This window comes from Streptomyces sp. NPDC002076, from assembly GCF_053593835.1.
In genome coordinates this window covers 85,187-109,540 of sequence record NZ_JBSFDI010000032.1, presented here as the reverse complement: position 1 = coordinate 109,540, position 24,354 = coordinate 85,187, and the positions used below count along the sequence as shown (strand labels likewise).

Here is a 24,354-nt window from a genome sequence, read left to right as displayed (position 1 = left end):
AACTCCGCCCGAACACGATTGACTTCATGTGCGTCCACACAGTCCTCATGCCCCTGAACACTGCAGGCAGACAGACCTAACGGAGTCCTACTAGTGTGATGCGCCAGAAATCCTGAGGGTTAGTAAGTACCCTGTTGTCATGTCGCATTCGGGGCCTTCTGCTGTGGCGATCGCGTTGTCCGAGGCGGAGCGCGCCGAGTTGGTGCGCCGCACGAAAATGCCGCACCGGCGCTCGGCTGAGAAGGCCCGTATCATCCTGGCGTGTGCTGACGGCATGTCAAACGCGGGTGTCGCACGGCTCGTCGGTGTCCAGGCCAAGACGGTCGGCAAGTGGCGTCGGGCATTCGCCGCAGAGCGGATGGCTGGACTTGAGGACGCCGGCTGGATCGGCCGGCCGAAGGCCGACCTGATCCTCGACGATGCTGAGCGCAGACAGCTGCAGCAGTGGGCGCGGCAGGCCAAGACCGCCCAGTTCCTCGCGTTGCGGGCCAAGATCGTGCTGCGCTGCGCGGAGGGCGGGACGAACCAGCAGGCTGCGGCCGACCTCGGCATCGACAGGTCGACCGTGGACCGCTGGCGGGCCCGGTTCATCGCAAACGCCTCGATGGTCTGCATGACGAGCCGCGCTCGGGCCGGCCGCCTTCGATCCTCCTCGACCAGGTCGAGGAGGTCGTCGTGGCCACCCTGGAGTCGCTCCCTGGACAGGACAGGCACTGGTCACGGGCCTCGATGGCCCAGCGCACCGGCCTGTCGAAGTCGACGATCGGGCGGATCTGGAAGCGGTTCGACCTCAAGCCCCACCTGCAGGACTCCTTCAAACTGTCCACCGATCCGCAGTTCGTCGCCAAGGTCGTCGACGTTGTCGGCCTGTACCACCACCCGCCCGAGAAGGCGGTCGTGCTCTGCGTGGACGAGAAGTCCCAGGTCCAGGCGCTGGACCGGTCCCAGCCGGTGCTGCCGATGATGCCGGGCATGCCCGAACGGCGTACCCACGACTATCTGCGGCACGGCATCACCAGCCTGTTCGCCGCCTTCAACATCGCCGACGGCACTGTCATATCGGCACTGCACCGCCGCCACCGGGCGATTGAGTTCAAGAAGTTCCTGATCCGGATCGACAAAGCGGTGCCCGCCGGGCTCGACGTGCACCTCGTCTGCGACAACTACGCCACCCACAACACCGCCGAGATCAGGACGTGGCTCGGCAAACACCCCCGCTTCCACGTCCATTTCACCCCCACCGGCTCCTCTTGGATGAACCAGGTGGAGCGGTGGTTCGGCATGCTGACCGACAAGCTCATCCGCCGCGGCGTCCACACCTCCGTGAAGGCACTGGAGGACGACATCACCGCATGGATCGACACCTGGAACGAGAACCCGCGAGCTTTCACCTGGACCAAGACAGCCGACGAGATCCTCTACTCCCTCGCCGACTACCTCACCAAGGTCGGAACCACCGGCCAGATAACAGAGCAGAACTAATCCTCAGAATTTCTGGCGCATCACACTAGTCGAGGACGCCCAGCTCGGTGTCGGGGCGGCAGTGCGGGCACGCCGGCACCTGCTGCCGGAGCGCTTCCACCGCCTGTTCCCGGGTCACCGGTCGGCACGCCCGCTCTTCCTAGCCGCCCAGCAGTCACCGACATGCACGGCGTCCACGTTGGTCTTGTTGAGGCCGTACTGGATCAGCCAGTCCGCGGCCCGGGCCTTCCGCGCCACGGCGGCTCGCTGCCGTGCCTCCCGCTGCTCCTCGTCCGCGATCCACCGGTCGATGAGGGCCAGCTCCCAGGTGGCCTGCTGCTCAACGACGCGGCGGACGAAACGCAGCATGTCGAGACGGGCCAGCGGACATGCTTCGTTCAGGTGTTCGATTCTGGTGGCTAGTGTGTCCTCTCAGAGCGACGGGCAGAGGGGCCGGGTGGACATCGAACGCATGACGGTCGACGACCTGCTGGCCCGCCACGCTGTGGATCCGGCCCGCCTGGATCCCGCGCCGGCCGCCCCATCCCGCGCGCAGACGAGGGCCCGATACGCCCTGCACCTGGAGAAGCCGTGTTCGGCCTGCGGCAATGAGGAGGACTGCCGTACCTCCTGCGTGATCGTCTTTCCCGATGCCGGCCCGCGCTGGGTGGACCTGTGCCGGGATGATTCGCTGGCGACGATGCCGCGGTGGACGGGGCCGACCACGATCGAGGGGATCCTCGCCGACCTGCGCTGGGCGGCTGGCACGATGAGCTTCATGGATGAGCCCGGCCGCTACCACCTGCTCCTCACCTCCGCGGGCCAGCCCGTACAGCACGGCTGGTGGGGTCGCGAGGAGACCGCGCGCAGCAAGTTCAGCCGTTGGATCGGCGAGTACAGCGGCATGCCGGCGCCGTGATGCTCGTGGATGACGACGGCTTTCGCCGAGTTCCTGATGGTTCTGCGTCTCGGGGCTGGGGGCGGGTTTGTGCGGCCCTTCCCGGGTCGTGTCGTCGTGCTCAGGTGTGGGTGAAGAGCGGCTGGGTCAGGTCGGCGATGCGGGTGGTGCGTCCGAGCAGGGCGACCTCGCGGAACTGCCATAGCAGGGCGCCGGTCGGGGCGTGGATCACCATGCCCCGTCGCAGTGGCATCTGCAGCAGCGGTCGGCCCTGCGGATCCGTCCGCCAGCGCGGAACGTCCGGATCCGTGAGCCGGCGCAGCGGGATCGGGTGCAGGGAGTGGACCTCGTCAGGGTTGCGTTGCAGTCGTAGCGGGAGCCGCGCCAGTACCACTACGGGTGTGATGACGAATCCCGAGTCGGTGACGTAGTCGTCTAGCTGTCCGGCCACTTCGGCGGGGCCGGCGCAGATGCCCGTCTCTTCGGCGAGCTCGCGCAGCGCCGCCTGTTGCGGGGTCTCGGTGCCGTCGAGCCGGCCGCCGGGCAGCGCCCACTGGCCCGCGTTGCGGCCGCGGGCGACCCGTTTGATCAGCAGCACGTGGGGTTCGTCGCGGTGCGGGTGGAGGGTGAGGCACACGCCCGCGCGACGGGCGTTGGGCGGTGGCGCCGCGGTACGCCGCGGGAAGGCGGCGAGGTTGGCGCGGACCTGCTCCTCCAGCCGGTCCATCCCGCTTCTGGCCGGCTCGTTGGGATCAGGCACCGGCATGTTCCACCTCGCTCTTGGGCGCGTTCTTGGGCGCGAGGAGCTCGCGGTCGATGAAGTCCAGCAGGACGCTCCGCATCCGCTCGGGCGTCACTCCGGGCGCTCCGGTCAGTACCTGGATGGCCAGGCCGTCGGTGAGTGCGGTGAGGCCGAGCGCGAGCTGTTCGGCGTCGGTGTCGGCCCGGAACTGCCCCTGGTGCTGGCCCCGGCGCACGATGCGGACCACGGCCTCGCGCCAGCGGGCGTAGAAGTCGTTGTGGATGGAGCGCAGTTCGGGGCGCAGGGCGGTCTCGGCCCAGAACTGCAGCCAGACCAGCCATTCGTCCCGGACCCGGCCGCCGGCCGGAAGCTGCATGTCGATCAGCCGCAGCAGCCGTGCGTGTGCGCTGTCCACGCTTCTCAGCTCGTCGCTCTGCCGCTCGAAGGCGCTCTCGACGCAGTGCAGCAGAGCGGCGTTGAGGACGTCCTGCTTGGTCGGGAAGTAGTAGTGCACGGCGCCGCTGCTGGTGCCGCAGGCGCGGGCGATGTCGGCGATCCGTACGGCGTGGTAGCCGTGTTGCGAGATCAGCCGCCAGGCGGCCTCGAGGAACTCGGTACGGCGCGCGTCCGTTCGGTCCGGGTCGCCGGGCGTTGTCCCGAGCGGGCCGGCTCCCTGTTCGGCGGGGCCGGGGCCGACCCCGTGCACCAGCCAGTCGACGCTCACGCCTGCGGCCGCTGCGATGGCCGCCAGCTCGCCGGGTGTGAAGCGGCGGTGCCCTTTGAGGGACTTGGACAGTTTGGTCGGTTCGAGGTCGATCCGGGCCGCGAAGTCGCGGTGCGTCTCCGCGACCGCGTCGATGATCCGGCGTACGCGCTCGGCTGTCTCGTCCATGCTGCCGAACCGTAGCGCCTGCGTTGCCAAAATCGCAATACAGCCGGTCGCGGCAGGGTGGCCCCCACCGCGACCGGGATTCGCAAAAGTCCAGCTAATACAACCTATTGACACTCCGCAAAGGGCGGGCTCACAGTGATGCCGACTTACCGACCAATGGATCAGTCAGTTGATTGCGATCTGGGTCGCAACCCGCTGTGGGCCCCCGCTGGGGGCACGGAAAGAGAGCGCTGTGGGATCGACACCGCTGCGCCCGGATGTACACGACGGCAAGGTCGTGCTCGTCACGGGCGGAGGCACCGGCATCGGCCGGGCCGTGGCCATCGACTTCGCCTCCTTGGGGGCCCGCGTCGTGGTGTGCGGCCGCAGGCCCGAACCCCTTCAGAAGGTGGCTGCCGAGATCGAGGCCGCCGGCGGCACCTGCCTGGCCGTGCCCGCCGACATCCGTGCCGAGGGCGGGGTCGAGCGTGTCGTCGACACGGCCCTTGAGGCCTTCAGCCGCATCGACGTGCTCGTCAACAACGCGGGCGGCCAGTTCACCGCCCCCGCCGAGGAGATCACCCCCAAGGGCTGGCGCGCCGTGCACGACCTGGCCGTGGACGCCGGCTGGGCGATGACACGCGAGGTCGCCGTCCGCTCCATGATCCCCAACCGCTGCGGAGCCGTCTTCTTCATGGCGTTCTCCCCGCGCCGCGGCATTCCCGGCATGGTGCACGCCACCGCCGCCCGCGCCGCGCTGGAGAACCTCGCCGCCGGACTGTCGCTGGAGTGGAGCCGCTACGGCATCCGCACCGTCTGCGTCGCCCCCGGAACCATCGCCACCGAAGGGCTTCAGGCCGCGTACGACGAGGCGGATCGCCGTCGCTGGGAGCAGGCCGTGCCGCTCGGCCGGCTCGGCCGCCCCGAAGAAGTGTCCGGCCTTGTGTGCTTCCTCGCCTCGCCCGGCGGCTCGTACATCACCGGAACCACGATCACCGTCGACGGCGGTGTCGACGCCTGGGGCAGCGGACATCCGGTCCCGGCACGGGAAACCGAGGACGCCCCCCACGGCGCGGAGGAGACCCCGTGACGATCCTGACCGATGCGACGGCCCCCGCCGTACGCGACCTGTCCGCGCTCTTCGACCCCTCCTCCGTCGCCGTCATCGGTGCCAGCAACGATGAGACGAAATACGGCAACTGGCTCAGCGTCCAGGCGCTGCGCGGCGAACACCGCCGCCCCGTCCACCTGGTCAACCGCCGCGGCGAACCCGTCCTCGGCCGCGCCGTCCACCGGCAGGCCGTCGACGCCCCCGGCGGCGTCGACCTGGCCGTCATCGCCGTACCCGCCGCCGGCTTCGCCGACGCCGTCGAGGACGCCCTCGCCGCCGGAGCCCGCGCCATCGTCGGTATCACCGCCGGCTTCGCCGAACTCGGTGAGGAGGGCCGAACGCGCGAGGCCGCCCTGGCCAGGCGCATCCGCCGGGCCGGCGCCGTGCTGCTGGGCCCCAACTGCCTCGGCGTCCTCGACACCACCACCGAACTGCGGCTGGCCTCCAACGATATGCCTGCCGGAGGCATCGGCTTCGTCTCCCAGAGCGGCAACATGGCCCTGGAGCTCAGCCGCTTCCTCGAACGCGACCAACTCGGGTTCTCCCGCTTCGCCTCCCTCGGCAACCAGGCCGACCTCACGGCCGCCGACCTCGTGCGCAGCTACACCGAGCACGACGGCACCGAGCTGATCGCCCTGTACTGCGAAGACTTCGGCGACGGCCGCGCCTTCGCCCGGGCCGCCGCCGACGCCGTACGGGCGGGGAAGCCCCTCGCGCTGCTCACCGTCGGCGCCGGCCAGGCCTCCATGCGCGGGGCCCGCTCCCACACCGGCGCGCTCACCAGCGACTCCGGGGTGATCGACGCCGCCTGCCGGGCTGCCGGAGTCGACCGCGTCGCCACCGTCGCCGAACTCGCCCACCTGCTGGGCGCACTGCACCGCAACCGGCGCGGCGGCGGACGCCGCCTCGCCGTCATCGCCGACGGCGGCGGCCACGCCTCGCTCGCCAGCGACGTCGCCGAGGCCCAGGGCCTGCAGGTCCCGGAGTTCGACGACGACCTCGTCGCCGGGCTGAAGGCCGAACTTCCCCCGTCCGCGGGCACCGCCAACCCGGTCGACCTCGCCGGGGCGGGGGAGCAGGACATCACCTCCTTCGGCCGCGTCCTCGACCTCGCCCTCGGCGCCGAATCGGTCGACTCCGTGCTGGTCACCGGCTACTTCGGCGGCTACGGCGGCTATGGCGAGGCCCTCGCCGAGGCCGAGGTCGCCACCGCCCGCGTGATGGCCGCGCGGATCCGCCACCACGGCAAGCCCGTCGCCGTCCACACCATGTACGCCGACGCGCCCGCCGCCGCCGAACTGCGCCGCCACGGCGTCTGCGTCTTCCAGTCGGTGGAGCACGCCGCCCAGGTCCTCGGCCGGATCGCGGACCGGGCCGAGCGGATGGCCCCGCACGTACCGGCCGTGCCCGCCCCGGCGGCACCCGTCATGGCCGACGACTACTGGAGCGCACGCGAACTGCTGCGTCAGGGCGGGCTTAAGTTCCCCGCCGCCCACCTGGTCCGTACGCAGGACGAGGCCGCCGCGGCCGCCGCCCGGATCGAGGGGCCCGTCGTCCTGAAGGCCATGGGCTTGCTGCACAAGTCCGACGCCGGAGGCGTCGCCCTCGGTCTTGCCGACGAGGCGTCCGTCCGCGCCGCGCACGCCGACATGGCCCGCCGCCTCGACCCGCCCGGCTACTGCGTCGAGGCCATGGCCGACACTCGCGACGGCGTCGAACTCATCGTCGGCGTACGGCGCGATCCGCGCTTCGGCCCCGTGGCGCTCGTCGGCCTCGGCGGCATCTTCACCGAGGTGCTGCGCGACGTCCGCCTCGGCCTGGCACCCGTCACCGCCACCGACGCCCGCGCCCTGCTGGAACGCCTCACCGCCGCCCCGCTGCTGCACGGCGTACGCGGCCGCCCCGCGGTCCACCTCGCCGCCGCGGCCCGCGCGATCGAGGCCATCACCAGCGTCGCGGCCGCCCACCCGGAGATCGCAGAGCTGGAGGTCAACCCTCTGCTCGTCACCCCGCGCGGCTGTACGGGCCTGGACGCCCGCATCGTCCTCGACGCCTGACACACCACGCACTCACGCACCCATACACGTACTCGTACTCACGCACCCCAGCAGGGAGAAACACAGATGGAATTCGCCTACACCCCGCACCTGGCCGAGCTCAAGGAACGGGCCGCCGCCCTCGCCGACAAGATCATGATCCACGAGGACGCGTGCGAGATGGACAACGGACTGTCCCCCGAAGTCCACCAGTCCATCCGCGAAGCGGTGCTGGCCAGCGGCCTGCAGGCGATCAACATGCCCACCGAATGGGGCGGCGCCGGACTGAGCGTGCTGGAGCAGGTCGTCGTCCAAGAGGAGCTCGGCAAGCTCACAGGCGCCCTCTGGGACACGGTGTGGAGGCCCGCCAACGCGCTGGCCGCCTGCACCCCCGAGCAGCGCGAGCGCTACCTCATCCCCGACATCCTCGGACAGCGCCGTGACGCCGTCGCCATCACCGAGGCCGACGCGGGCTCCGACCCGCAGGGCATCACCACCACCGCCACCCCCCACGCCGACGGCACCGGCTACCGGCTCGACGGCGAGAAGTGGTTCGTCACCGTCGGCGACGCCGCCGACTTCTTCCTCGTCCTCGCCCTCGTCGGCGACGAGAAGGCCCCGACCCTCTTCCTCGTCGACAAGGACCTGCCCGGTGTGCGCATCAAGCGCGTCCCGCGCTACATGCACACCTTCGTCTACGAGCACCCCGAGTACGTCTTCGAGGGCGTCGAGGTCGCAAGCGACGCTGTCCTGGGCGAGATCGGCGGCGGCTACGACCTCACCCGCAGCTGGTTCACCGAGGAGCGCCTGATGATCGGCGCCCGCACCGTCGGTGCCGCCGAGCGCGCCCTCGCCCTCGCCACCGAGTGGGCCCGCGAGCGCGTCCAGGGCGGGCAGCCGCTGATCGAGCGCCAGCTCATCCAGGCCATGCTCGCCGACTCGGCCGTCGACATCGCCGTCAACCGCGCCTTCGTCCACCAGGTCGCCTGGGAGTTCGACCAGGGCGGCGACCGCAAGACCCTGCACGCCAAGGCGGCCATGGCCAAGCTGTCCGCCTCCGAGGCGGCGGGCCGCGTCATCGACCGCGCCGTGCAGATCTTCGGCGGCCGCGGCTACATGCGCGACTACCCCGTCGAGCGGCTCTACCGCGAACTGCGCGTCGACCGCATCTGGGAGGGCACCTCCGAGATCCAGCGCCTCGTCATCGCCAACGAGATCGGCAAGCGCGGCCTCGGCTTCCTGAACTTCCCCACCAACAAGGCCCCCCAGGCATGACGGGCGCCGGCAGCGTCGACATCCGGCGCAGCGGGGGCACCGCCGTGCTGACGCTGCGCCGCGAGGCCAAGCTCAACGCCCTGTCCACCCACCTCGAACGCGAACTGCTGCGCGCCCTGGACGACAAGGCGGTCACCACCGCGCGAGCCGTCGTCCTCACCGGCGGCGACAAGGTCTTCTCCGCCGGAGCCGACACCGGCGAACTGCGCGAGATGACCCCGGAGGCGATCGCCGCCTACTACCGCGACTGCGGCGCCGTCTACGAAAAGGTCGCCGCGCTGGCGCAGCCCACCGTCGCCGCGATCGCCGGATACTGCCTCGGCGGCGGACTGGAACTCGCCCTCGCCGCCGACTTCCGCATCGCGGATGCGACCGCGACGTTCGGCCTGCCGGAGGTCGCAATCGGCATCCTCCCCAGCTCCGGCGGCACGTACCGCACGACCCGGATCGTCGGCCCGGCCCGCGCCCGCGAACTCGTCCTGCGCGGCCGCCGGCTCACGGCCGGCGAAGCCCTCGGCTGGGGCCTGCTCACCGAGGTCACCGACGACGGCGCGCACCTTGAGACCGCCCTGGGGCTCGCCGAGGAACTGGCCGCGCTGCCCCCGCTCGCCCTCGCCGTCACCAAGCGGGTCATCGACGTGGCGGCGGACTCCCCGCGCGAGGCCTCCCTGCTCCTGGAGCAGCTGGCGTACGCCTCCCTCAACCAGGCAACCCACCCACCGAACGAGGACCCGAGATGACCGTCACCTCGAACTCGACATCCGCCACGCCGACCACGCCCCCCGGCAGCCGCCCGGTCATCGAAACCCGCTCGATCGACTACGTGCCCCTGGCCGAGCGCCACGGCAAGGTGTGGCACCTGTTCCCGGTGTGGTTCGCCGGCGACGCGCACCTGGCCACCGTCGCCACCGGCGCCATCGGCGTGGCGCTCGGCGGCAACCTGATCTGGACGGCCATCGCCGTCGTCCTCGGCTCCGCCTTCGGCACCTTCTTCATGGCCTTCCACTCCACCCAGGGCCCGCAGCTCGGTCTGCCGCAAATGGTGCAGTCCCGCCCGCAGTTCGGGTACGTCGGCGCCCTCCTGGTGTGGATCACCGCGCTGGTGACGTACATCGGCTACACCGCGTTCAACCAGATCCTGGTGGGCCGCACCATGGAGCATCTGGCCGGGGTGCCCAACCCGGTCAGCTACATCGGCTACGCGGTGGTGGGCATCGTGCTGGCGGTAGTCGGCTACGACTTCATCCACCGGGCGTCGCGCTGGCTGACGTACCTCATGTTCGTGGCACTGCTCGTGTTCTCCGTGGGCATCCTCGCGGTGAACCCCTTCAGCCCCGAACAGCTCGACCTGGGCACCTTCGCCCTCGCGCCCTTCCTGGTCCAGTTCTTCACGGCCGCGGTCTACCAGCTGTCCTGGTCCATCTACGTGTCGGACTACTCGCGCTATCTGCCGCCGACGGTGGGCGTGCGCTCCTCGTTCTGGTGGACCTACCTCGGCGCGACCATCGGCGGCGCCTGGATGATGCTCGTGGGCACCGTCGCCGCCGGGCTGTTCCCCAAGGCGGCCCTCGTCGAATCGGTCATCTTTGCCGGTGACGAGATCTTCCACGGGTTCGGCATGACCCTGCTGCTGGTGTCCGTGGTGCCGCTGATCACCATCGGCACACTCAACTTCTACGGCGGCAGCCTGACCCTGCTGTCCAGCATGGACTCGATCCGGCAGATCCGGCCCACCGTGGCCAAGCGGGTGGTCACGCTGGTCGTCATCGGCCTGCTGTCCACGGCGATCGCGTTCAGCTCCGACGAGACGTTCCTCGAGCAGTTCGAGCACTTCCTCGTCGTGCTCGGCTACCTCTTCACCCCGTGGACGGCGATCAACCTGGTCGACTTCTACGTCGTGCGCCGCGGCCACTACTCGATCCGCGAGATCTTCAACCCACGGGGCATCTACGGACGGTGGAGCTGGCGCGGCCTCGTCTCCTACGTCGTCGGCTTCGCCTCGATGATGCCGTTCGCGGTCGTGGGCGACAGCATGGGCCCGCTGGCGAAATGGCTCGGCGGCCTGGACGTCACCATGATCGTCGGCCTGGTCGTCTCGGCGGGGCTGTACCTGCTGGTCTGCCGGTCGCTGGACCTGACCGCCGAGCGGGCCGTGGTCGCCACCGCCGACGAGGGCCTGGACCCGGACGCGCCGGCCGGCACGTCCCCCTCAGCGCACTCCGGGTAAGCGCCGGGTGAGTACGGCCGTCCCCGTGCCGTTCGGTACGCCCATCCCGCAGGCGGAGCCCCACCGGGTGCGCCTGCCAGACGGCGTACGGCTGCACACCGAGGTCCACCTGCCCCCGTCGCCCACGCGGCGCCCACGGCTCCCAACGGTGCTGATCCGCACCCCGTACGACAAGACGCACCCGGACACCCTGCTGCCGGACATCGCGGCCCGGCTGACCGAGGCCGGACTCGCCGTGGTGACGCAGGACGTCCGCGGCAAGATCCGCTCCGAGGGACGGCCGGTCCCCTTCACCGCGGAAGTCGCCGACGCCTGGGACACCCTGGACTGGATCACCGCCCAGCCCTGGTCCAACGGCACGGTGGGCTGCTGGGGCAACTCCTACTTCGGCTTCACCGCCTGGGCCGCGGCCGCGTCCGGCCACCCGGCCGTACGCGCACTCGTGTCCCGTCTGACCACCACCGACATCGGCCAAGAACTCGTCCACCGGGGCGGGGTATTCAGGCTCGGGCCCATGGTGGAGTGGCTGACGTCCACCTGGGCCGGCCGCGCCAATGTCCTGCCCGCCCCCGACTGGTCCCGGCGGCCGCTCGCCGAACTGCTCGACGCCCTGCCCGAAACCGGCTCCCCGCTGCCACCGGCCGAATGGGCCACCACACCGCCCGGCGACGCGCGCTGGCAGCAGCTGGCGTTCGGCGGCCGCGACCCAGGGCACGGACGGATACCCACCCTGCACTGCACGGGCTGGTACGACCTGTTCCAGCGCGGCCAACTGCGCGACTGGCAGCGGGCCCGAAGCTCCGCGAGCGCACCGCAGCACCTGCTCGCCGGCGCCACCGACCACCAGGACGACCTGTTCACCCCGAGCGGGCGCAGCCCCGACCACCTCACCGATCCGGCCGCGCGCAAGGCCATGCTGGACCGCTCACTCAGCCCGGCGACCGACTTCCTGCTGCGCCACCTCAAAGGGGGCGCAGCGGGCGCGCCGCTGCCGCCCGTCCGCTGGCAAAGCTCGAGCGGCAGATGGCATACGGCCAGGTGCTGGCCCCCGCCCAAAGCGGTCAGCGTCCGGCTCCACCTCGTCGACGCATCTGCCGCGGCCACCGGCCCGCACGGCGGAGCGCTGTCCGCACGGCCCGACACCACACCGCACACAGCGTGTTGGGACCACGACCCCGCGAACCCCGTACCGACCACCGACCTCAACTGGTGGCGCCCCCTGCTCGCGCTGCCGGACGAGCGGACGGTGGAACGCAGGCCGGACGTCCTGACGTTCACCGGCCCCGCCTTAGGCGACCCGCTGCAACTGGCCGGCCCGGTCCGGCTGGTGCTGCCGGTCACCTCCACCGCAGCCGTCAGCCACCTCGTCGTCAAGCTCTGCGAGGTGGCGCCCGACGGCACCAGCCGACGCATCCTCGAGGCGCCGTACCGGCTGTCCGGAGCCCACGAGTGGCACCGCGTCCCCATCCACCTCGGCGACACGGGACATCGTGTGCAACCGGGCCACCGGCTCCGCGTCCAGCTGGCCTCCAGCTGCTTCCCCCTCTACCTCCCGCACAGCGCAGGCACCGCGCACCCATGGCGGGCGCGCCGCCCCACCGGCAGCACCCAATGGCTGCTGACCGGCGGGCACGACGGCGCCCACCTGGAGCTCACCGTGCTCCCCAGGCCTACGTACTCCTGAAGGGACGAACGACCCTATGGACACCATCCGCCGTATCGGCGTCGTGGGCGCCGGACTGATGGGCTCCGGCATCGCCGAGATCTGCGCCAGGACCGGGCTGGACGTTCTCGTCGCCGAGAGGGGCCCGGACACACTGGCCGCCGGGCGACGGCGCGTCGAGCGGTCCCTCGCACGCGGCGTCAGCAGCAAAAAGCTGTCGCACGCGGACCGCGAACGGGCGCTCGCCCACGTGCGCTTCACCACCGACCTCGGCGAGTTCACCGACCGGGATCTGGTCGTCGAGGCCGTAGCCGAGACCGAACGGATCAAAATCGACGTGTTCGCCACCCTCGACAAGGTCGTGCAGCGCGAGGACGCCGTTCTCGCCTCCAACACCTCCTCGATACCGATCATGAAGCTCGCCATGGCCACGGCACGGCCCGAACAGGTCGTCGGCATCCACTTCTTCAACCCGGTGCCGGTGCTCCCCCTGGTGGAACTCGTGCCGTCCCTGCTCACCGGCGAGGACACGCAGCGGCGTGCGGAGCACTTCGTCACCGCGGTGCTGGGCAAACACATCATCCGTTCCACGGACCGCGCCGGCTTCGTGGTGAACGCGCTGCTCATCCCGTATCTGCTCTCCGCGGTCCGGAAGCTGGAGTCCGGCTTCGCCACCGCCGCGGACATCGACCAGGCCATGGTGCTCGGCTGCGCGCACCCGATAGGCCCGCTGGCGCTCGCCGACCTGATCGGGCTGGACACGACGCACGCGATCGCCGAGTCGATGTACGCCGAGTTCAAGGAACCGCTGTACTCGCCGCCTCCGCTGCTGCTGCGCATGGTCGAGGCCGGTCTGCTCGGCAAGAAGACCGGCCGAGGCTTCCACGACTACGCGACCGCGTAGGCCTCAGCGGCGGCAGGCCGGCTCTGACAGCAGCGCCGGGTGGTCCGCGACCACCGTGCGGGAGCCTGGAGCGATCTCGGTGAAGCCCCGCGTCCCGGGACGAATGGGAGCCCGCTCGCCGTGAGCGAACCGGTCTGCTACGAGCTGCGCCGGTCGGCCGAGATCGGCCAGCAACTGCTGCGGGACGCCGCCGCCCTGCTCTCAACCCAGGGAAGTTGGCGTTGCTCCCCCGCTTTTCGGTCGCCCCGAGCGGCCGGTAGGACCGTGGGGAGGGCTACGAGGAGAGCACGCGCGCGTGAAGGGCGGTGACCGCCTTGCGCGCCGAGGTGAACGCGCCGTGCTGCCAGGCGTCCGTGTAACTGAGCCAGTCGCCCGCGAAGTAGACACGTCCGGTGGGCTCGTTCAGCGGCTTGTAGCGGGGGTCGTCGGGACCGCCGGGGGTGTCGTGCCAGGCGGCCTCCAGGTGGGGTGTCTGGCGCCAGTGGTGCGAGAAGGAGGACGCGAGCTCGCTGTGGTACTTCTCGCCGTAGATCTTCACGCCCGCGGCCACCGCCCGCTTCTCGCGCTCCGCGGGGGTGAGCTTCGCGTATGAGTCCGCGTCGTCGCCGTAGTTGTAGTAGCCGATCACGACGCCGCGCTCGCCGTGGAACCCGTACGAAGGGTGCCAGATGTGGGTGACGTCCTGATCGGTCTCGGTGATGCCGCCGTAGATGCGGTGGTCCAGCTCCCACCAGCGCGACCTGTACTCCAGGCCGATCTTGGCGGCGGACGACGGCGTGATCGCCTCCAGGGCGCTCTGTACGCCCGCGCCGAGGTTGTGCGGGACCTTGGCGAAGATGTTGGGCGGCAGGGCGCCGATGCAGTAGTCGGCGTCGATGACCTTCGTACGACCGCCCTGGGTGTAAGTGACGCTGACGCCACTCCCCTTGTCGGTGATTTTCGAGACGGCGGCCCCTGTGCGTATCCGGTGGGTCCCTATCGCCCGGGTCAGGGCCTTAGGTATCTGGTCCATGCCGCCCACCGGCTGGAACATCAGCATCGCCTGGTCGAAGCCGAACTCGAAGGAGAAGTAGCGGCCGACCCCGCTGGCGAAAATGTCGGAGGCGGACGGGATGTCGCCGAGCAGCACGCCGGGGGTTCCCGCGGCGGCCGGAACGGTGGTGTATCCGCGGCGCTCCCCGCCCTCGTACGTCAGCTTGTCACCGAGTTCACCGAAGTCCTTGAGGAACTCGATCAGTTTCTCCTGGTCGGTGGCGGTCAGCTCCTTGTCGAGAGCGCCCTTGCCCGCGGCCTTGGCGAGCAGCTCCGACACATAGCCGTAGACGTCGGCCTTGGCGGTCCGGTACCGCATCGGCTTCGTCATGCCGGCCGACTCGTTGAAGATGTACGCGTCCGCGTTGACGTTGGTGAACACCTCTACGGGGACGCCCAGTTCGCGGCAGTAGTCGAGGGTGACCATCCACTGTGCGAGGCGGGCGGGGCCCGCGTTCATGTAGTGGCCCTCGCTGAAGCGGGCCGTCTGTGTGTTGCCGTAGAGGTCGGTGGTCGAATCACCGCCGCGGACCGTGAAGTTGCGGCCGCCGGTGCGCTCTCTGGCCTCCAGGACCGTACAGTCGTAGCCCGCCTTGCCGAGTTCGTACGCGGAGGCGAGCCCGGCGATGCCGCCGCCGATGACGACGACCTTGGCGGCGCCGCGTCCGGTGAGTGTGAAGTCGCTCTGCTTCAGGGGGCGGAAGGGCTGTTCACGCTGGGCGGCCTGCGCGGTGGGGGCGAGCCCGAGGGCGCCCATGGTGGCGAACATCGTGCCCGCGCCGCCCGTGAGGCCCACATTGCGCAAGAACGCCCGCCGACTCGTACCCGAACCGCTCTGAGTCTGTGCCATGCGTCGGACTCCCTCTCGATCTTGAATCGAACGGGGGAAGCGTGCCAATGGCCTGTTACAGCCCATCAGTTACTCGTGTATCCCACGCGTTTCTCTGGGCGCACATGTCTAACGGGCTGGATACCGGTGGGTAGACGCACTGAGGCCGTCAAGGGGAAGACGTCTGTTCTTGCCCGTCATGACCAGTGCGGCGAGTGTGCGCGGATGACCGGCCAGCCGCGCATGACTCTGGCTCCACTCATCAGCTCCCCTTGGAATCGATCATCTAGGCTGGCGTGGTGACTGATGAGCAGGAGCGGGTGCAGCCGTCGGGAGTGTGGGCCACGGCGGTGGGGGTGGCCAGGGTGCGGGCGCTGGAGACCGAGCGGGAGAACGCGCTGTTCCGCGACCCGCTGGCACAGGCTTTCGCCACCGCCGGCGGTTTATGGCCCTCTTCGCCGCCGCTGCCCGATGACGAGGCCGCGCGCCGCCGCTGGCTGGGCGTGGCGTTCTCCATCGTCATCAGGACGAAGTTCCTCGACGACCTGTTGCAGCAGGCCTCCGAGTCCGGGGTCCGGCAGGTCGTGCTGCTCGGAGCCGGCATGGACAGCCGGGCCTTCCGGATGGACTGGCCCGAGGGCACCCGGCTGTTCGAGGTCGACACCGCCGCCCCACTGGACTTCAAGGCTTCGGTGCTGCGCCAGGAGCGGGCCGTCGCACGCTGCGAGCGGATCACCGTCGCGGTGGATCTGCGGGAGGACTGGCCAGGCGCGCTGGCCGCCGCAGGGCACGACCCGGCCGTGCCGACCGTGTGGATCGCCGAGGGACTGCTGATCTATCTGCCCGAGGACGCGGTGGAGCTGCTGCTGGCCCGGATCAGCGCGCAGTCGGCGGCAGGCAGTCGGATGGGGCTGACGTTGGGCTCGCGCGGCGTGATCGAGCGCTTCGGCGCGGATGCCGTGCCGGGATCGGCGGCGTCCATGTGGGTCTCGGAGATGCCCGACGACCCGGTGGGCTGGCTGGCCGGGCACGGCTGGGAGGCCGACTGCCACACCCTGCGCGAGCGCGCTGCCGCCTACGGCCGCCCGATCAGCACCCCGCCGCAGCGCGAGGAGCGGCCCGGCGGACTGATCTCGGCGGCCCGCCGGTAGAGCGCCTCCCGGTTCCCCACCGAGTACGTAAGCACCTGACCGGAGTCAGTTCTCATCGACATTTTCCGGCCCTGTGATCATCAAGTGCTGCCCGGACTCGGTGATAAACGGTGTCGCACGTCAGTTACGAAGCCAGCCCCCCTACTGGCCGAGGTCGTAGACGTGGAATGCCTGGTAACCGTTGTAGAACGAAGGCCCATTCTCGATGTAACAGCGCAGCCCATACTGCGAGGAGTAATCCAAAGACTCATAGTTGGGGTCATCGGCAGCCTTTACGCGCAGCTCAGTCGCTCCCACCCCCTTGTACTCCGTGCCGTACAGGGGTACCCATGCCTGGTAGCCGCCATTGAAGCTGCTGAAATTACAGGGGTATGCCCGCAGCTTGTAGGCGAGCGAATAGTCCAGACACTGGCCGGTCTTGACATTCTGAAGCATCGTCGCGCCGTAGGTGCCGGAGACGGGGTCGTAGCCGACGTTGTAGGCGTACCACGCCTGGTAGCCGTTGGCGATGCTCGCACTGTTGCACGGGTAGATCCGGACACCGTACTGGGCGGAGTCATCGACGCACCCTGCGCCCAAGTCGCTGGAGATGCTGTAGTAGTGGTTGGAGGTGAAGTGGTAGACCTCTGATCCGCTTGTGCCGTAGGCCGACGCTGGCGATGCGCCGAGCAATACCGAAGCGATAATGCTTGCGGCAGCGATGAGTGCCGCGAGCGTTCTACGTACCTTGTGCATGGGATTGACCCTTCCCGCACTGATGACGGTGGCCCAAAAGCAGCCCAGATTGTGGATGGTGTCCGTGGTCGAACAGCGGAGGCATGCCGAGCGACACGGCCTAGATCAATGCTTTTGACGCAGGATGCAAGATCTCAGGCGAGAATCAGCGACGCCGGGCCCTCGGTCTCATGCAGAGCCCCCGATGTCTGTTGTGTGGAGTGCCGATATCGAGGCGCTTGTGGCGCTGGATCGCCGTTGGGTACGAGGCGAGCCGCGCGGCGCCGACCAGACCAGAGCCTATGACGGCTGCGGGCGGCGCGAGGGGTCTGTTTGCACAGTGAAGCGCTCCCTCCAGTGCCGGACTGCACAGCGAGCCCGTTGTTCACCCTGCCCGGACGCGCTGAGCGCCGACAATGTCTACAGCTGACGCCGCGTACGCATCTAGCTGCTCAAGCGTCAGATCCCGCACAGCATCCCCGAGAAATGGACCCCATCCGGCTGCCCGCCCCGGCTCTCCAGCCACCCCGTCAGGACCACGGCCCACTCCTCGTCAGTCATATCCGACTACGCCTGTCACGGAAGCGCGCCTCTATGGATTGCCCATCACCCGCATCGTCCACTTGACCGCCGACCAGTTCCACGAGGACGACAACGGCGCCTACTTCACCTTGGGTCTGCTGCAGGTTCGGGTGACAGGTTCGGTCACGCGGCCTGGAGGGCCGGTGTGGTCATGACGGTCTCGAATTCGACGGGTGTCAGCCGGCCGAGTGCGGCTTGTCTGCGGCGTCGGTGGTAGGTCCTCTCGATCCAGGACACGATCGCGATCCGCAGTTCTTCACGGGTGGCCCAGGTCCGGCGATCGAGGACGTTCTTCTGCAGCAGGCTGAAGAAGGACTCCATGGCCGCGTTGTCGCCGGCCGCCCCGACTCTTCCTATCGATCCGGCCATCCGGTGGCGATCGAGAGCCCGGACGAACTTCCGGGACCGGAACTGCGATCCGCGATCGCTGTGCAGGATGCACCCGTCGACGTGTTCACGCCGGGCCACGGCGTTGTCCAGGGCAGTCACGGCCAGGCGGGACTGCATCCGCGTGTCGATGGAGTAGCCCACGATCCTTTTGCTGAAGACGTCCTTGACCGCACAGAGGTACAGCTTGCCTTGGCCAGTGGCGTGTTCGGTGATGTCGGCGAGCCACAGCCGGTTCGGGCCGGGGGCGGTGAAGTTGCGGCTCACGAGATCGTCGTGCACCGGCGGGCCGGCCTTCTTGCCCCGGCCACGCTTCTTCCCGAAGACACTCCACCAGCGGTTGTCCCGGCAGATCCGCCACGCGGTTCGCTCGGCCATGCCGGCCCCGGCACCACGTGCTTCATCGGCCAGGAACCGGTAGCCGAACTCCGGGTCGTCGCGGTGGGCGTCGAACAGTGCGTTCGCGCGATATGCCTCCTCCAGGTCAGCGTCGGCCACCGGCTTGTCGAGCCAGCGGTAGTAGGGCTGTCTGGCGAGCTTGAGCACCCGGCACGTCACCGTGACGGGCACCCCGTCCACGGCCAGCTCTTTCACGAGCGGGTAGATCCTTTTCCCGGCAGATGCGCTTGCGACAGGTGGGCCGCGGCCCAGACCCCCACCTGGCGCCAGTTCACCCCCTACGGCGCACCTCGCGGTACCACCGTCACCTGGAGCGACAACCGCGGCTTCCTCAACGCCCCCAACGACACCAGCACCGGTCTGACCATCGTCGGAGCCCGCCAGTACGACCCCACCACCGGCCGCTTCATCAGCCTCGACCCCCTCTTCGAAGCCACCAGCCCCCAAGAACTCAACTGGACGACCAGATCGTGGCCGCTGCCATCGCCACTCACTGCCTGGACATCAGCGAGCCGAAGACCGTGCGCGGCATGGAGTCCGGCTACCGCCTCTACACCGCACGGTGGGCGCTGTCCGATCTCCCCGCCCCGGGCCGCCCACCGACCCCCAGGCCCGACCTGGATCGGCAAGCCCCGGCCGATCCCGGCGCGACGGCTGCGCCCCGGGCCCCGGGCCAGACAGCGGGGGAGTGGGAGATACCCCGCCTCCCGCTGAGCTACGACCGGGCCGCCCTCGCCGGTGCGGTGGTGCGGGAGAAGCTGCGCACCACCACCGCCGTGCGGGGCCGGGCGTACGACGTCGTCCCGCACCAGCAGGCGGCGATGCCCGAGCAGTTGCTGGCGTCTTCGGCCGTCGACCCTGAGCACGACGACCAGGAGCCGGAGGCCGAACCTCAGGAGGTGGTCGACATGACGGCACTGCGGGCCTTGCGGGAGTCCCGCACGGACGTGGAAGCCCTCGATCTCACGGCCGAGCGGCTGCGTCACCCTAAGGACGCGTTCACCAAGGCGGCCGACGCCTCCCGCGCTCGCACGGACCGCTACGCTGAACAGGACGATGCCGATGGAGCGTACCCGGTGCGGCCGAACGACCAGCAGGCGCACCGCCCGCAGGAGCCCGCACCGCACCGCGGCCGGGAGGCCGGCCATTGAACGGCAGGCTGAAGCCGAGCCTCAATTGCGGCGGAGGGCCGACCGAGACCGGAGCCCCGGCCGCGGCTACGGCATACGGGCTGAATGCCTACGATGTAGCCCGCGAGGGTACGTACTGCGCGGCAGCGGGTGTGTTACAGCATTTGGGTTCCCCCAGGGTGCGGGACACCGGCATCACCCGGATCGACGCGCCCGCCGATACGGACATCTCCACGCTAGGGCGCCTCGCCGTCGAACCGGTCCTCACCCCGGGCATCCGCGCGGGTCTGGCGCACCTCAAGACCGCGGGCAAGGGATTCACCAGGAACGAGCCCGCCCCGCAGGACACCAGGCCGACCCCCGAGACCGTGGCCGGGGACCAGCCCGTGACCGTTACCAGCACGGCCACCGCCACCGGTGAGAAGGTCACCCAGTCGGTCGCGGACACGACGGCACCGAGCGGGAAGAACCCCAGCCCCGCTCTCCCCATCGCCGGCGGCAAGGGCAAGGGTTCCTCGGTGGCGCGGGGCAACGACCCCACCACGGCGACGGACCCGCGGGACACCGACCGCATCTGCGCCATCTCCCGCAACGACGTCAACGCCCAGGCGTTGCAGCCGACGCCGAACCAGGTCGAGTGGGCCGTCGACATGGCCGTACGCGGCCAGCTGCGCTCCCAGTACCTGCGGCAGGGCGGATACCGCAGCCAGACCGGACTGGGCACGATCGACCCCCAGGGCCTGTTCAAGGTGCCGACGCTGGCGGGCGGTGACGGCAACGGGCGGATCCCGGCGAACGTGCTGCTCGGCATCATGGCGCAAGAGTCCAACCTGTGGCAGGCCGAGGGCGGTTCAATCCCCGGCCAGATGGGCAACCCGCTGGCCGCGATGGACGGCTACTACGGCCGAAAGGCCGTGGAGAACGACCCGGACGCCTACTGGAAGATCCACTGGGACAAATCCGACTGCGGGTACGGCGTCGGACAGGTCACCGACGGCATGCGCCTGGCCGGCCACGAGAAGACGGACGACAACGGGCACAAGGAGAAGGCGCTGGACCCGGGCCTGCAGAAGGCCATCGCCGTCGACTACGCCACGAACATCGCCGCCGCGATGCAGATCCTGGCCGACAAGTGGAACGAGGTCCACGCCGCCGGGCAGACGGTCACCGTCAACAACGACGACCCCTCCATGGTCGAGAACTGGTTCACCGCCGTGTGGAACTACAACCTCGGCTACAACCCGGCCGCGGACGCGGGCAAGAACGCCGGTCACTGGGGTCTGGGCTGGTACAACAACCCGGCCAACCCGCTTTACAAGAAGAGCTGGGGCCATCCGTTCATGGACACCGACGTGGACGGCCCCACCGCGAACAAGGACGCCGCGCATCCGCAGGACTGGCCCTACGAGGAGAAGGTGATGGGCTGGGCCGCCTGGTCCATCGACACCGGCTTCTCCTACGGCACCGACGGCAAGCAGGACTGGCCCGGCGACTCCGGCTTCAACTCCGCGGGTTTCCAGCCCGCCTGGTGGACCAGCAAGGACTACCGCAGCCATGTCTCCCCGCCGCTGGACACGTTCTGCAACACCAAGAACAACTGCGACCCGAACGTTCCGCCGAACTGCCCGAACATCGACTGCTACAAGCAGTACTGGTGGAACCAGCCCAACGCGACCTGGAAGCCCGACTGCAAGAACACCTGCGGGCACGAGAACATCAAGTACCAGACGCTGATCTCGGAGCCCGGCCAGGGACATCGTCTGCAGGACGGCACCCCGGTCTGCAAGGGAGCCCCCTCCGGGGCGAAGGTCGTGGCCTCTGTACCGGACGGCACACCGACCTGGTCCGACTGCGGCAACACCAGATCGGCGGGAACCTTCGGCTTCCGATTCTTCCCTGACTCCGACGGCCACTACGAGGGCAAGGAGGACCTGCACCAGGTCGGCGGCGGTTACGGCGGCCACTACTGGTACGCCCACACCCGCAACGCGGATCACCTCGGCGGCGACGGCGGCCCGATGGCCATCAACGGCGTCTGGACCCTCGGACAGGATCTCGGCTGGGCACGAATCCTGGTGCATCTGCCCGACACCGGCGCGCAGACCAGGCAGGCCAAATACCACGTTCTCAACACCGACAGCACGAGCCCCGCTCGGTCCGTGCAGCAGCGTGCGGGACGCTGGGTGAGCCTGGGCGCCTTCCACTTCACTGGGCGGCCGGCGGTCATGCTGTCGAATGTCACCGACGACGGCACGGCCGACGAGGACATTGCCTGGGGCTCGGTCGCCTTCCAGCCGCTGCCGGACAAGCCGAAGAACGTGGTCGTCGCGATGGGCGACTCCTACTCCTCCGGCGAAGGCGCCTCCGAGGGCGACCGGGACTACTACACGGAGACCAACTACCGCAGCAAGCTCGACGACAACGCCCGCAACGCCTGCCACCGCTCCACCCAGGCGTGGTCGCGTCAGGCCACGATGCCCGGTGCGTCGCAGTCGATCGGTCAGCTGGACGACTCACTGGACCCGAGCATGGACTACCATCTGATCGCCTGCTCGGGCGCGCGCACCTACAACGTTCTGCCCAAGGACGTGGACGACAGCGCTCTGTCGAAGGGCGAGAGCCAGAACGGCGAGGAGCCCCAGATCGACAAGGGCTACCTGGACCAGAACACCACCCTCGTCACGATCTCCATCGGCGGCAACGACTCCCGGTTCTCCCAGATCGTCCAGAAGTGCCTTCTATCCGTCGGCAACGGCAGTTGCAAGGGCGAGACCTTCGACAAGACAGACGACAGCGTCAACGGCCGGGACAAGCCCTTCCTCGGACAGCCGCTGGAGACGGCCGTTCCGGGCCTCATGAACCAGGTCGTCCGACCGGACATCACACGGGTCCTGAAGGAGATCCACAGGAGGGCGCAGAACGCGAAGATCGTCCTGATGGGCTACCCACCCCTGATCTCCGACAAGGGATCGTGCCTGAACATCGGCGTCAGCGGCATGGCCATCGGCCTGTCCGAGGCATCCGCGGCCTGGCTTGACGACACCGCCGACACACTGGCGGCAGCGATGCAGGGCGCGGCCGACGACGCCAAGGCCTCGGGCATCAACGTGTGGTTCTCCAACCCCAAGAGCGACTTCGCAGGCAAGGGCGTGTGCGGTGACCCGGAACAGGTCCACGGCATCGTCAAGACCCTGACCAAGTCCGACGAGCCGATCAAGGACTGGCCGCTCATCAACCAGTACGGCCTGTCGGCCCAGTCGTTCCACCCGAAGATCGGGGGCGCACGCCTGTATGCGAACGCCCTCGAGCGCACGATGGCAGGCATGAGCCTGTAGCCGTCTGAGTACGAGTACTCATGCCCGGCCCGGCCGTCCTGGTGGACAGTGATAGTCGGGCCGGGCCTACGACGATGTGGAGACAGCTTCTGATGAGGGGCGGACAAGCATGAGGACTTTCGCGCGGCGAGCCGCCGGCTCGAAGAGCGTGTGGGGCTCGTTGGCGGTGCTCGTCCTGTTCGCCGTCTCGGGCTGTTCTACGACCCCGGACCGTGCCGTCAGCGACAAGCAGCTGCGCAAGCTCGGGGAGAGCGGCCAGGCGGTGAAGGCCCGGGAGCGGAAGGAGCAACGGCTTCGGGGCGTGGCGCGGGCGTACGCCGATCGCACGCCCCTGTCGCTCGGCCTGGTCGTGGTGCACGACGTGTGCGTACCGGGATCGGGACCGGGCTGGTTCTTCCAGCAGAAGACCGACGACTACAAGGTCGTTTGCTCGATGAACATTACCGCCTACTACGGCGCCGACCCCGGGCACGTGGGCGACACCCTCGACGGGATTCTGACCGCGGGCGACCACGCCCGTTCCGGGCCGGCGGGATCCGGAAGTCCCATACCCTTCACGCATGACGACCACGGCAAGCGGCTCGTCGCCTACTACCGGGGGCACGGCCCAAACCCTCAGGGCCCCAAGGCCTCCGAGCCGACCAGGCTGGCCGTCTTGGGACAGACGCTGACCTGGGACACGACACGCGACGGCGCCCCGCGTCGGCTGGTCGAGGAGCCCTACGCTGGGCTAGTCGACGATCCGCCGGTGTCCCGCGTGGTACGTGACCCGAATACCGCTACGGTCGCCGCCATCCGGAAACGGTACGGCCTGGTGTTCAAGCTGGAACTCCCCTACAGCGACTATTACGGGGTGCTCAAGAACGGTGGCACGCGCACGGAGTGACGGCGGTGCCGGCCGGGCACGGCGTCATCAGCTCCCGCAAGCACGCGCGTAGCCAGACGTGCGGGGGTTGGCGTCGTGGCGGAGGTGTCAGGCGAGGGCGAAACCTCGTCGTGAGGCCCACGACGCCCGCAGCAGGCCGAGTACGAAGCCTGCAAGCAGGAGTTCAAGGAGCAGCTGCGCCGCGCGGCCGAGCAGCAGAGGACCGATCGGGAGGCCCGTCGTCTCGTCTGCGTCAGCTGGGACACCCGGTTCACCGACCAACGGTGGACGGCCATCGAGTCCGCCGGATGGGACGCCTTACAGGACACCCACCCGAACCTGTGCGACGACTGCAAGAAGCGGCCCTGTCCGCCGAACGTCAAGCCGAGCAGGCCGAGTTCGAGGACCAGGCGTACGACCAGGCCGTGACCCAGGTCACCGCGATCGAGCTGTGGTGGCCCTGCGAGGGCCACCCCCTTCACCACGCGCGTCCTGCTCGAAGGGGACGAGGTGTTCACCGCTCCTGGCGAGGACCCCCTCCGGCATGCTGCTGAGCGGGGCTGGACGGTCGACAGGTCGCAGTCGAGTACCCGGTGATACCCGGGGTATCGCTGGGCTTCATCTAGCCGACATGACAGGAGGTTCAGCAGGACTCCGACGGTCTGCTGAAGCACGTCACTTCTGTCTTGGTGGGTGGCAAGGACTACTGCAAGTACCGCTATCAGGACGCTGGTCGTATCGG

General features: G+C 69.3%; 18 protein-coding genes and 3 pseudogenes. 14 read left to right on the top strand and 7 right to left on the bottom strand.

Going from position 1 to position 24,354, the window contains the following annotated elements; all coding sequences use genetic code 11:
• Positions 1 to 163: 163 nt before the first annotated feature.
• Positions 164 to 1,482, top strand: a pseudogene (locus tag ACWCQS_RS41490) (IS630 family transposase).
• Between the two features lie 25 nt (positions 1,483 to 1,507).
• On the opposite strand, the gene ACWCQS_RS41485 reads toward ACWCQS_RS41490, so the two are convergent.
• Together ACWCQS_RS41485 and ACWCQS_RS41480 are read right to left on the bottom strand one after the other, a co-directional pair.
• Positions 1,508 to 1,582 carry a DUF6233 domain-containing protein gene (locus ACWCQS_RS41485; protein WP_451009308.1) on the bottom strand — a complete coding sequence of 25 codons (75 nt, stop codon included), beginning with the start codon at positions 1,580 to 1,582 and terminating at the stop codon, positions 1,508 to 1,510.
• A gap of 14 nt (positions 1,583 to 1,596) precedes the next feature.
• Complete coding sequence (locus tag ACWCQS_RS41480; protein WP_451009305.1) at positions 1,597 to 1,830, bottom strand: hypothetical protein; 234 nt, start codon at positions 1,828 to 1,830, stop codon at positions 1,597 to 1,599.
• A 55-nt stretch (positions 1,831 to 1,885) separates the two neighbouring features.
• On the opposite strand from ACWCQS_RS41480, the gene ACWCQS_RS41475 reads away from it, so the two are divergent.
• A complete protein-coding gene (locus ACWCQS_RS41475; RefSeq protein ID WP_451009304.1) occupies positions 1,886 to 2,380 on the top strand; it encodes a hypothetical protein in 495 nt (164 codons plus the stop codon).
• A 100-nt stretch (positions 2,381 to 2,480) separates the two neighbouring features.
• Here the strand turns inward: ACWCQS_RS41475 and ACWCQS_RS41470 are convergent, their stop codons facing one another.
• A complete protein-coding gene (locus tag ACWCQS_RS41470) occupies positions 2,481 to 3,119 on the bottom strand; it encodes an NUDIX hydrolase (protein ID WP_451009303.1) in 639 nt (212 codons plus the stop codon).
• Entirely contained in the window at positions 3,112 to 3,993 is an 882-nt protein-coding gene (locus ACWCQS_RS41465) for a TetR family transcriptional regulator C-terminal domain-containing protein (protein WP_451009302.1), read from the bottom strand. Before ACWCQS_RS41465 ends, ACWCQS_RS41470 begins: the two co-directional genes overlap by 8 nt.
• A gap of 232 nt (positions 3,994 to 4,225) precedes the next feature.
• Here ACWCQS_RS41465 and ACWCQS_RS41460 point away from each other — a divergent pair, with 232 nt between their 5' ends.
• From ACWCQS_RS41460 to ACWCQS_RS41430, 7 genes are all read left to right on the top strand, one after another.
• Positions 4,226 to 5,062 carry an SDR family oxidoreductase gene (locus tag ACWCQS_RS41460; RefSeq protein WP_451009301.1) on the top strand — a complete coding sequence of 279 codons (837 nt, stop codon included), beginning with the start codon at positions 4,226 to 4,228 and terminating at the stop codon, positions 5,060 to 5,062.
• Positions 5,059 to 7,140: an acetate--CoA ligase family protein gene (locus tag ACWCQS_RS41455; RefSeq protein ID WP_451009300.1), complete on the top strand. Its 2,082-nt coding sequence runs from the start codon at positions 5,059 to 5,061 to the stop codon at positions 7,138 to 7,140. Before ACWCQS_RS41460 ends, ACWCQS_RS41455 begins: the two co-directional genes overlap by 4 nt.
• Before the next feature lie 66 nt (positions 7,141 to 7,206).
• A complete protein-coding gene (locus ACWCQS_RS41450) occupies positions 7,207 to 8,394 on the top strand; it encodes an acyl-CoA dehydrogenase family protein (RefSeq protein ID WP_451009299.1) in 1,188 nt (395 codons plus the stop codon).
• Positions 8,391 to 9,134, top strand: a complete 744-nt coding sequence (locus ACWCQS_RS41445) for an enoyl-CoA hydratase/isomerase family protein (protein WP_451009298.1) — start codon at positions 8,391 to 8,393, stop codon at positions 9,132 to 9,134. The genes ACWCQS_RS41450 and ACWCQS_RS41445 overlap by 4 nt, the downstream gene beginning before the upstream one ends.
• Positions 9,131 to 10,621 (top strand): purine-cytosine permease family protein, encoded by a 1,491-nt coding sequence (locus ACWCQS_RS41440; RefSeq protein ID WP_451009297.1) that lies wholly within the window; start codon positions 9,131 to 9,133, stop codon positions 10,619 to 10,621. The genes ACWCQS_RS41445 and ACWCQS_RS41440 overlap by 4 nt, the downstream gene beginning before the upstream one ends.
• A 7-nt stretch (positions 10,622 to 10,628) precedes the next feature.
• Positions 10,629 to 12,305, top strand: a complete 1,677-nt coding sequence (locus tag ACWCQS_RS41435) for a CocE/NonD family hydrolase (RefSeq protein ID WP_451009296.1) — start codon at positions 10,629 to 10,631, stop codon at positions 12,303 to 12,305.
• Between the two features lie 16 nt (positions 12,306 to 12,321).
• Entirely contained in the window at positions 12,322 to 13,188 is an 867-nt protein-coding gene (locus tag ACWCQS_RS41430; protein ID WP_451009295.1) for a 3-hydroxybutyryl-CoA dehydrogenase, read from the top strand.
• 274 nt (positions 13,189 to 13,462) lie between these two features.
• On the opposite strand, the gene ACWCQS_RS41425 is transcribed toward ACWCQS_RS41430, so the two are convergent.
• The gene (locus ACWCQS_RS41425; protein WP_451009307.1) at positions 13,463 to 14,989 is read right to left on the bottom strand and encodes a flavin monoamine oxidase family protein; all 1,527 of its coding nucleotides are present in this window, start codon (positions 14,987 to 14,989) and stop codon (positions 13,463 to 13,465) included.
• Between the two features lie 395 nt (positions 14,990 to 15,384).
• On the opposite strand from ACWCQS_RS41425, the gene ACWCQS_RS41420 reads away from it, so the two are divergent.
• On the top strand, positions 15,385 to 16,200 hold the full coding sequence (locus ACWCQS_RS41420) for a class I SAM-dependent methyltransferase (RefSeq protein WP_451009306.1): 816 nt from the start codon (positions 15,385 to 15,387) through the stop codon (positions 16,198 to 16,200).
• A 141-nt stretch (positions 16,201 to 16,341) separates the two neighbouring features.
• Here the strand turns inward: ACWCQS_RS41420 and ACWCQS_RS41415 are convergent, their stop codons facing one another.
• Both ACWCQS_RS41415 and ACWCQS_RS41410 read right to left on the bottom strand, forming a co-directional pair.
• Positions 16,342 to 16,935 (bottom strand): hypothetical protein, encoded by a 594-nt coding sequence (locus ACWCQS_RS41415; RefSeq protein ID WP_451009294.1) that lies wholly within the window; start codon positions 16,933 to 16,935, stop codon positions 16,342 to 16,344.
• Between the two features lie 684 nt (positions 16,936 to 17,619).
• A pseudogene (locus ACWCQS_RS41410) lies at positions 17,620 to 18,495 on the bottom strand (IS3 family transposase); the annotation flags it as partial.
• Here ACWCQS_RS41410 and ACWCQS_RS41405 point away from each other — a divergent pair.
• The 4 genes and pseudogenes from ACWCQS_RS41405 to ACWCQS_RS41390 all read left to right on the top strand — a co-directional run.
• Positions 18,409 to 18,708 (top strand): annotated as a pseudogene (locus ACWCQS_RS41405) (RHS repeat-associated core domain-containing protein); the annotation flags it as partial. The pseudogenes ACWCQS_RS41410 and ACWCQS_RS41405 overlap by 87 nt on opposite strands.
• A gap of 44 nt (positions 18,709 to 18,752) precedes the next feature.
• Positions 18,753 to 19,433 carry a hypothetical protein gene (locus tag ACWCQS_RS41400; protein ID WP_451009293.1) on the top strand — a complete coding sequence of 227 codons (681 nt, stop codon included), beginning with the start codon at positions 18,753 to 18,755 and terminating at the stop codon, positions 19,431 to 19,433.
• Between the two features lie 143 nt (positions 19,434 to 19,576).
• Positions 19,577 to 22,747: an SGNH/GDSL hydrolase family protein gene (locus ACWCQS_RS41395; RefSeq protein WP_451009292.1), complete on the top strand. Its 3,171-nt coding sequence runs from the start codon at positions 19,577 to 19,579 to the stop codon at positions 22,745 to 22,747.
• Positions 22,748 to 22,856: 109 nt separating this feature from the next.
• Positions 22,857 to 23,633: a hypothetical protein gene (locus tag ACWCQS_RS41390; protein ID WP_451009291.1), complete on the top strand. Its 777-nt coding sequence runs from the start codon at positions 22,857 to 22,859 to the stop codon at positions 23,631 to 23,633.
• The last annotated feature ends 721 nt before the right edge of the window (positions 23,634 to 24,354 follow it).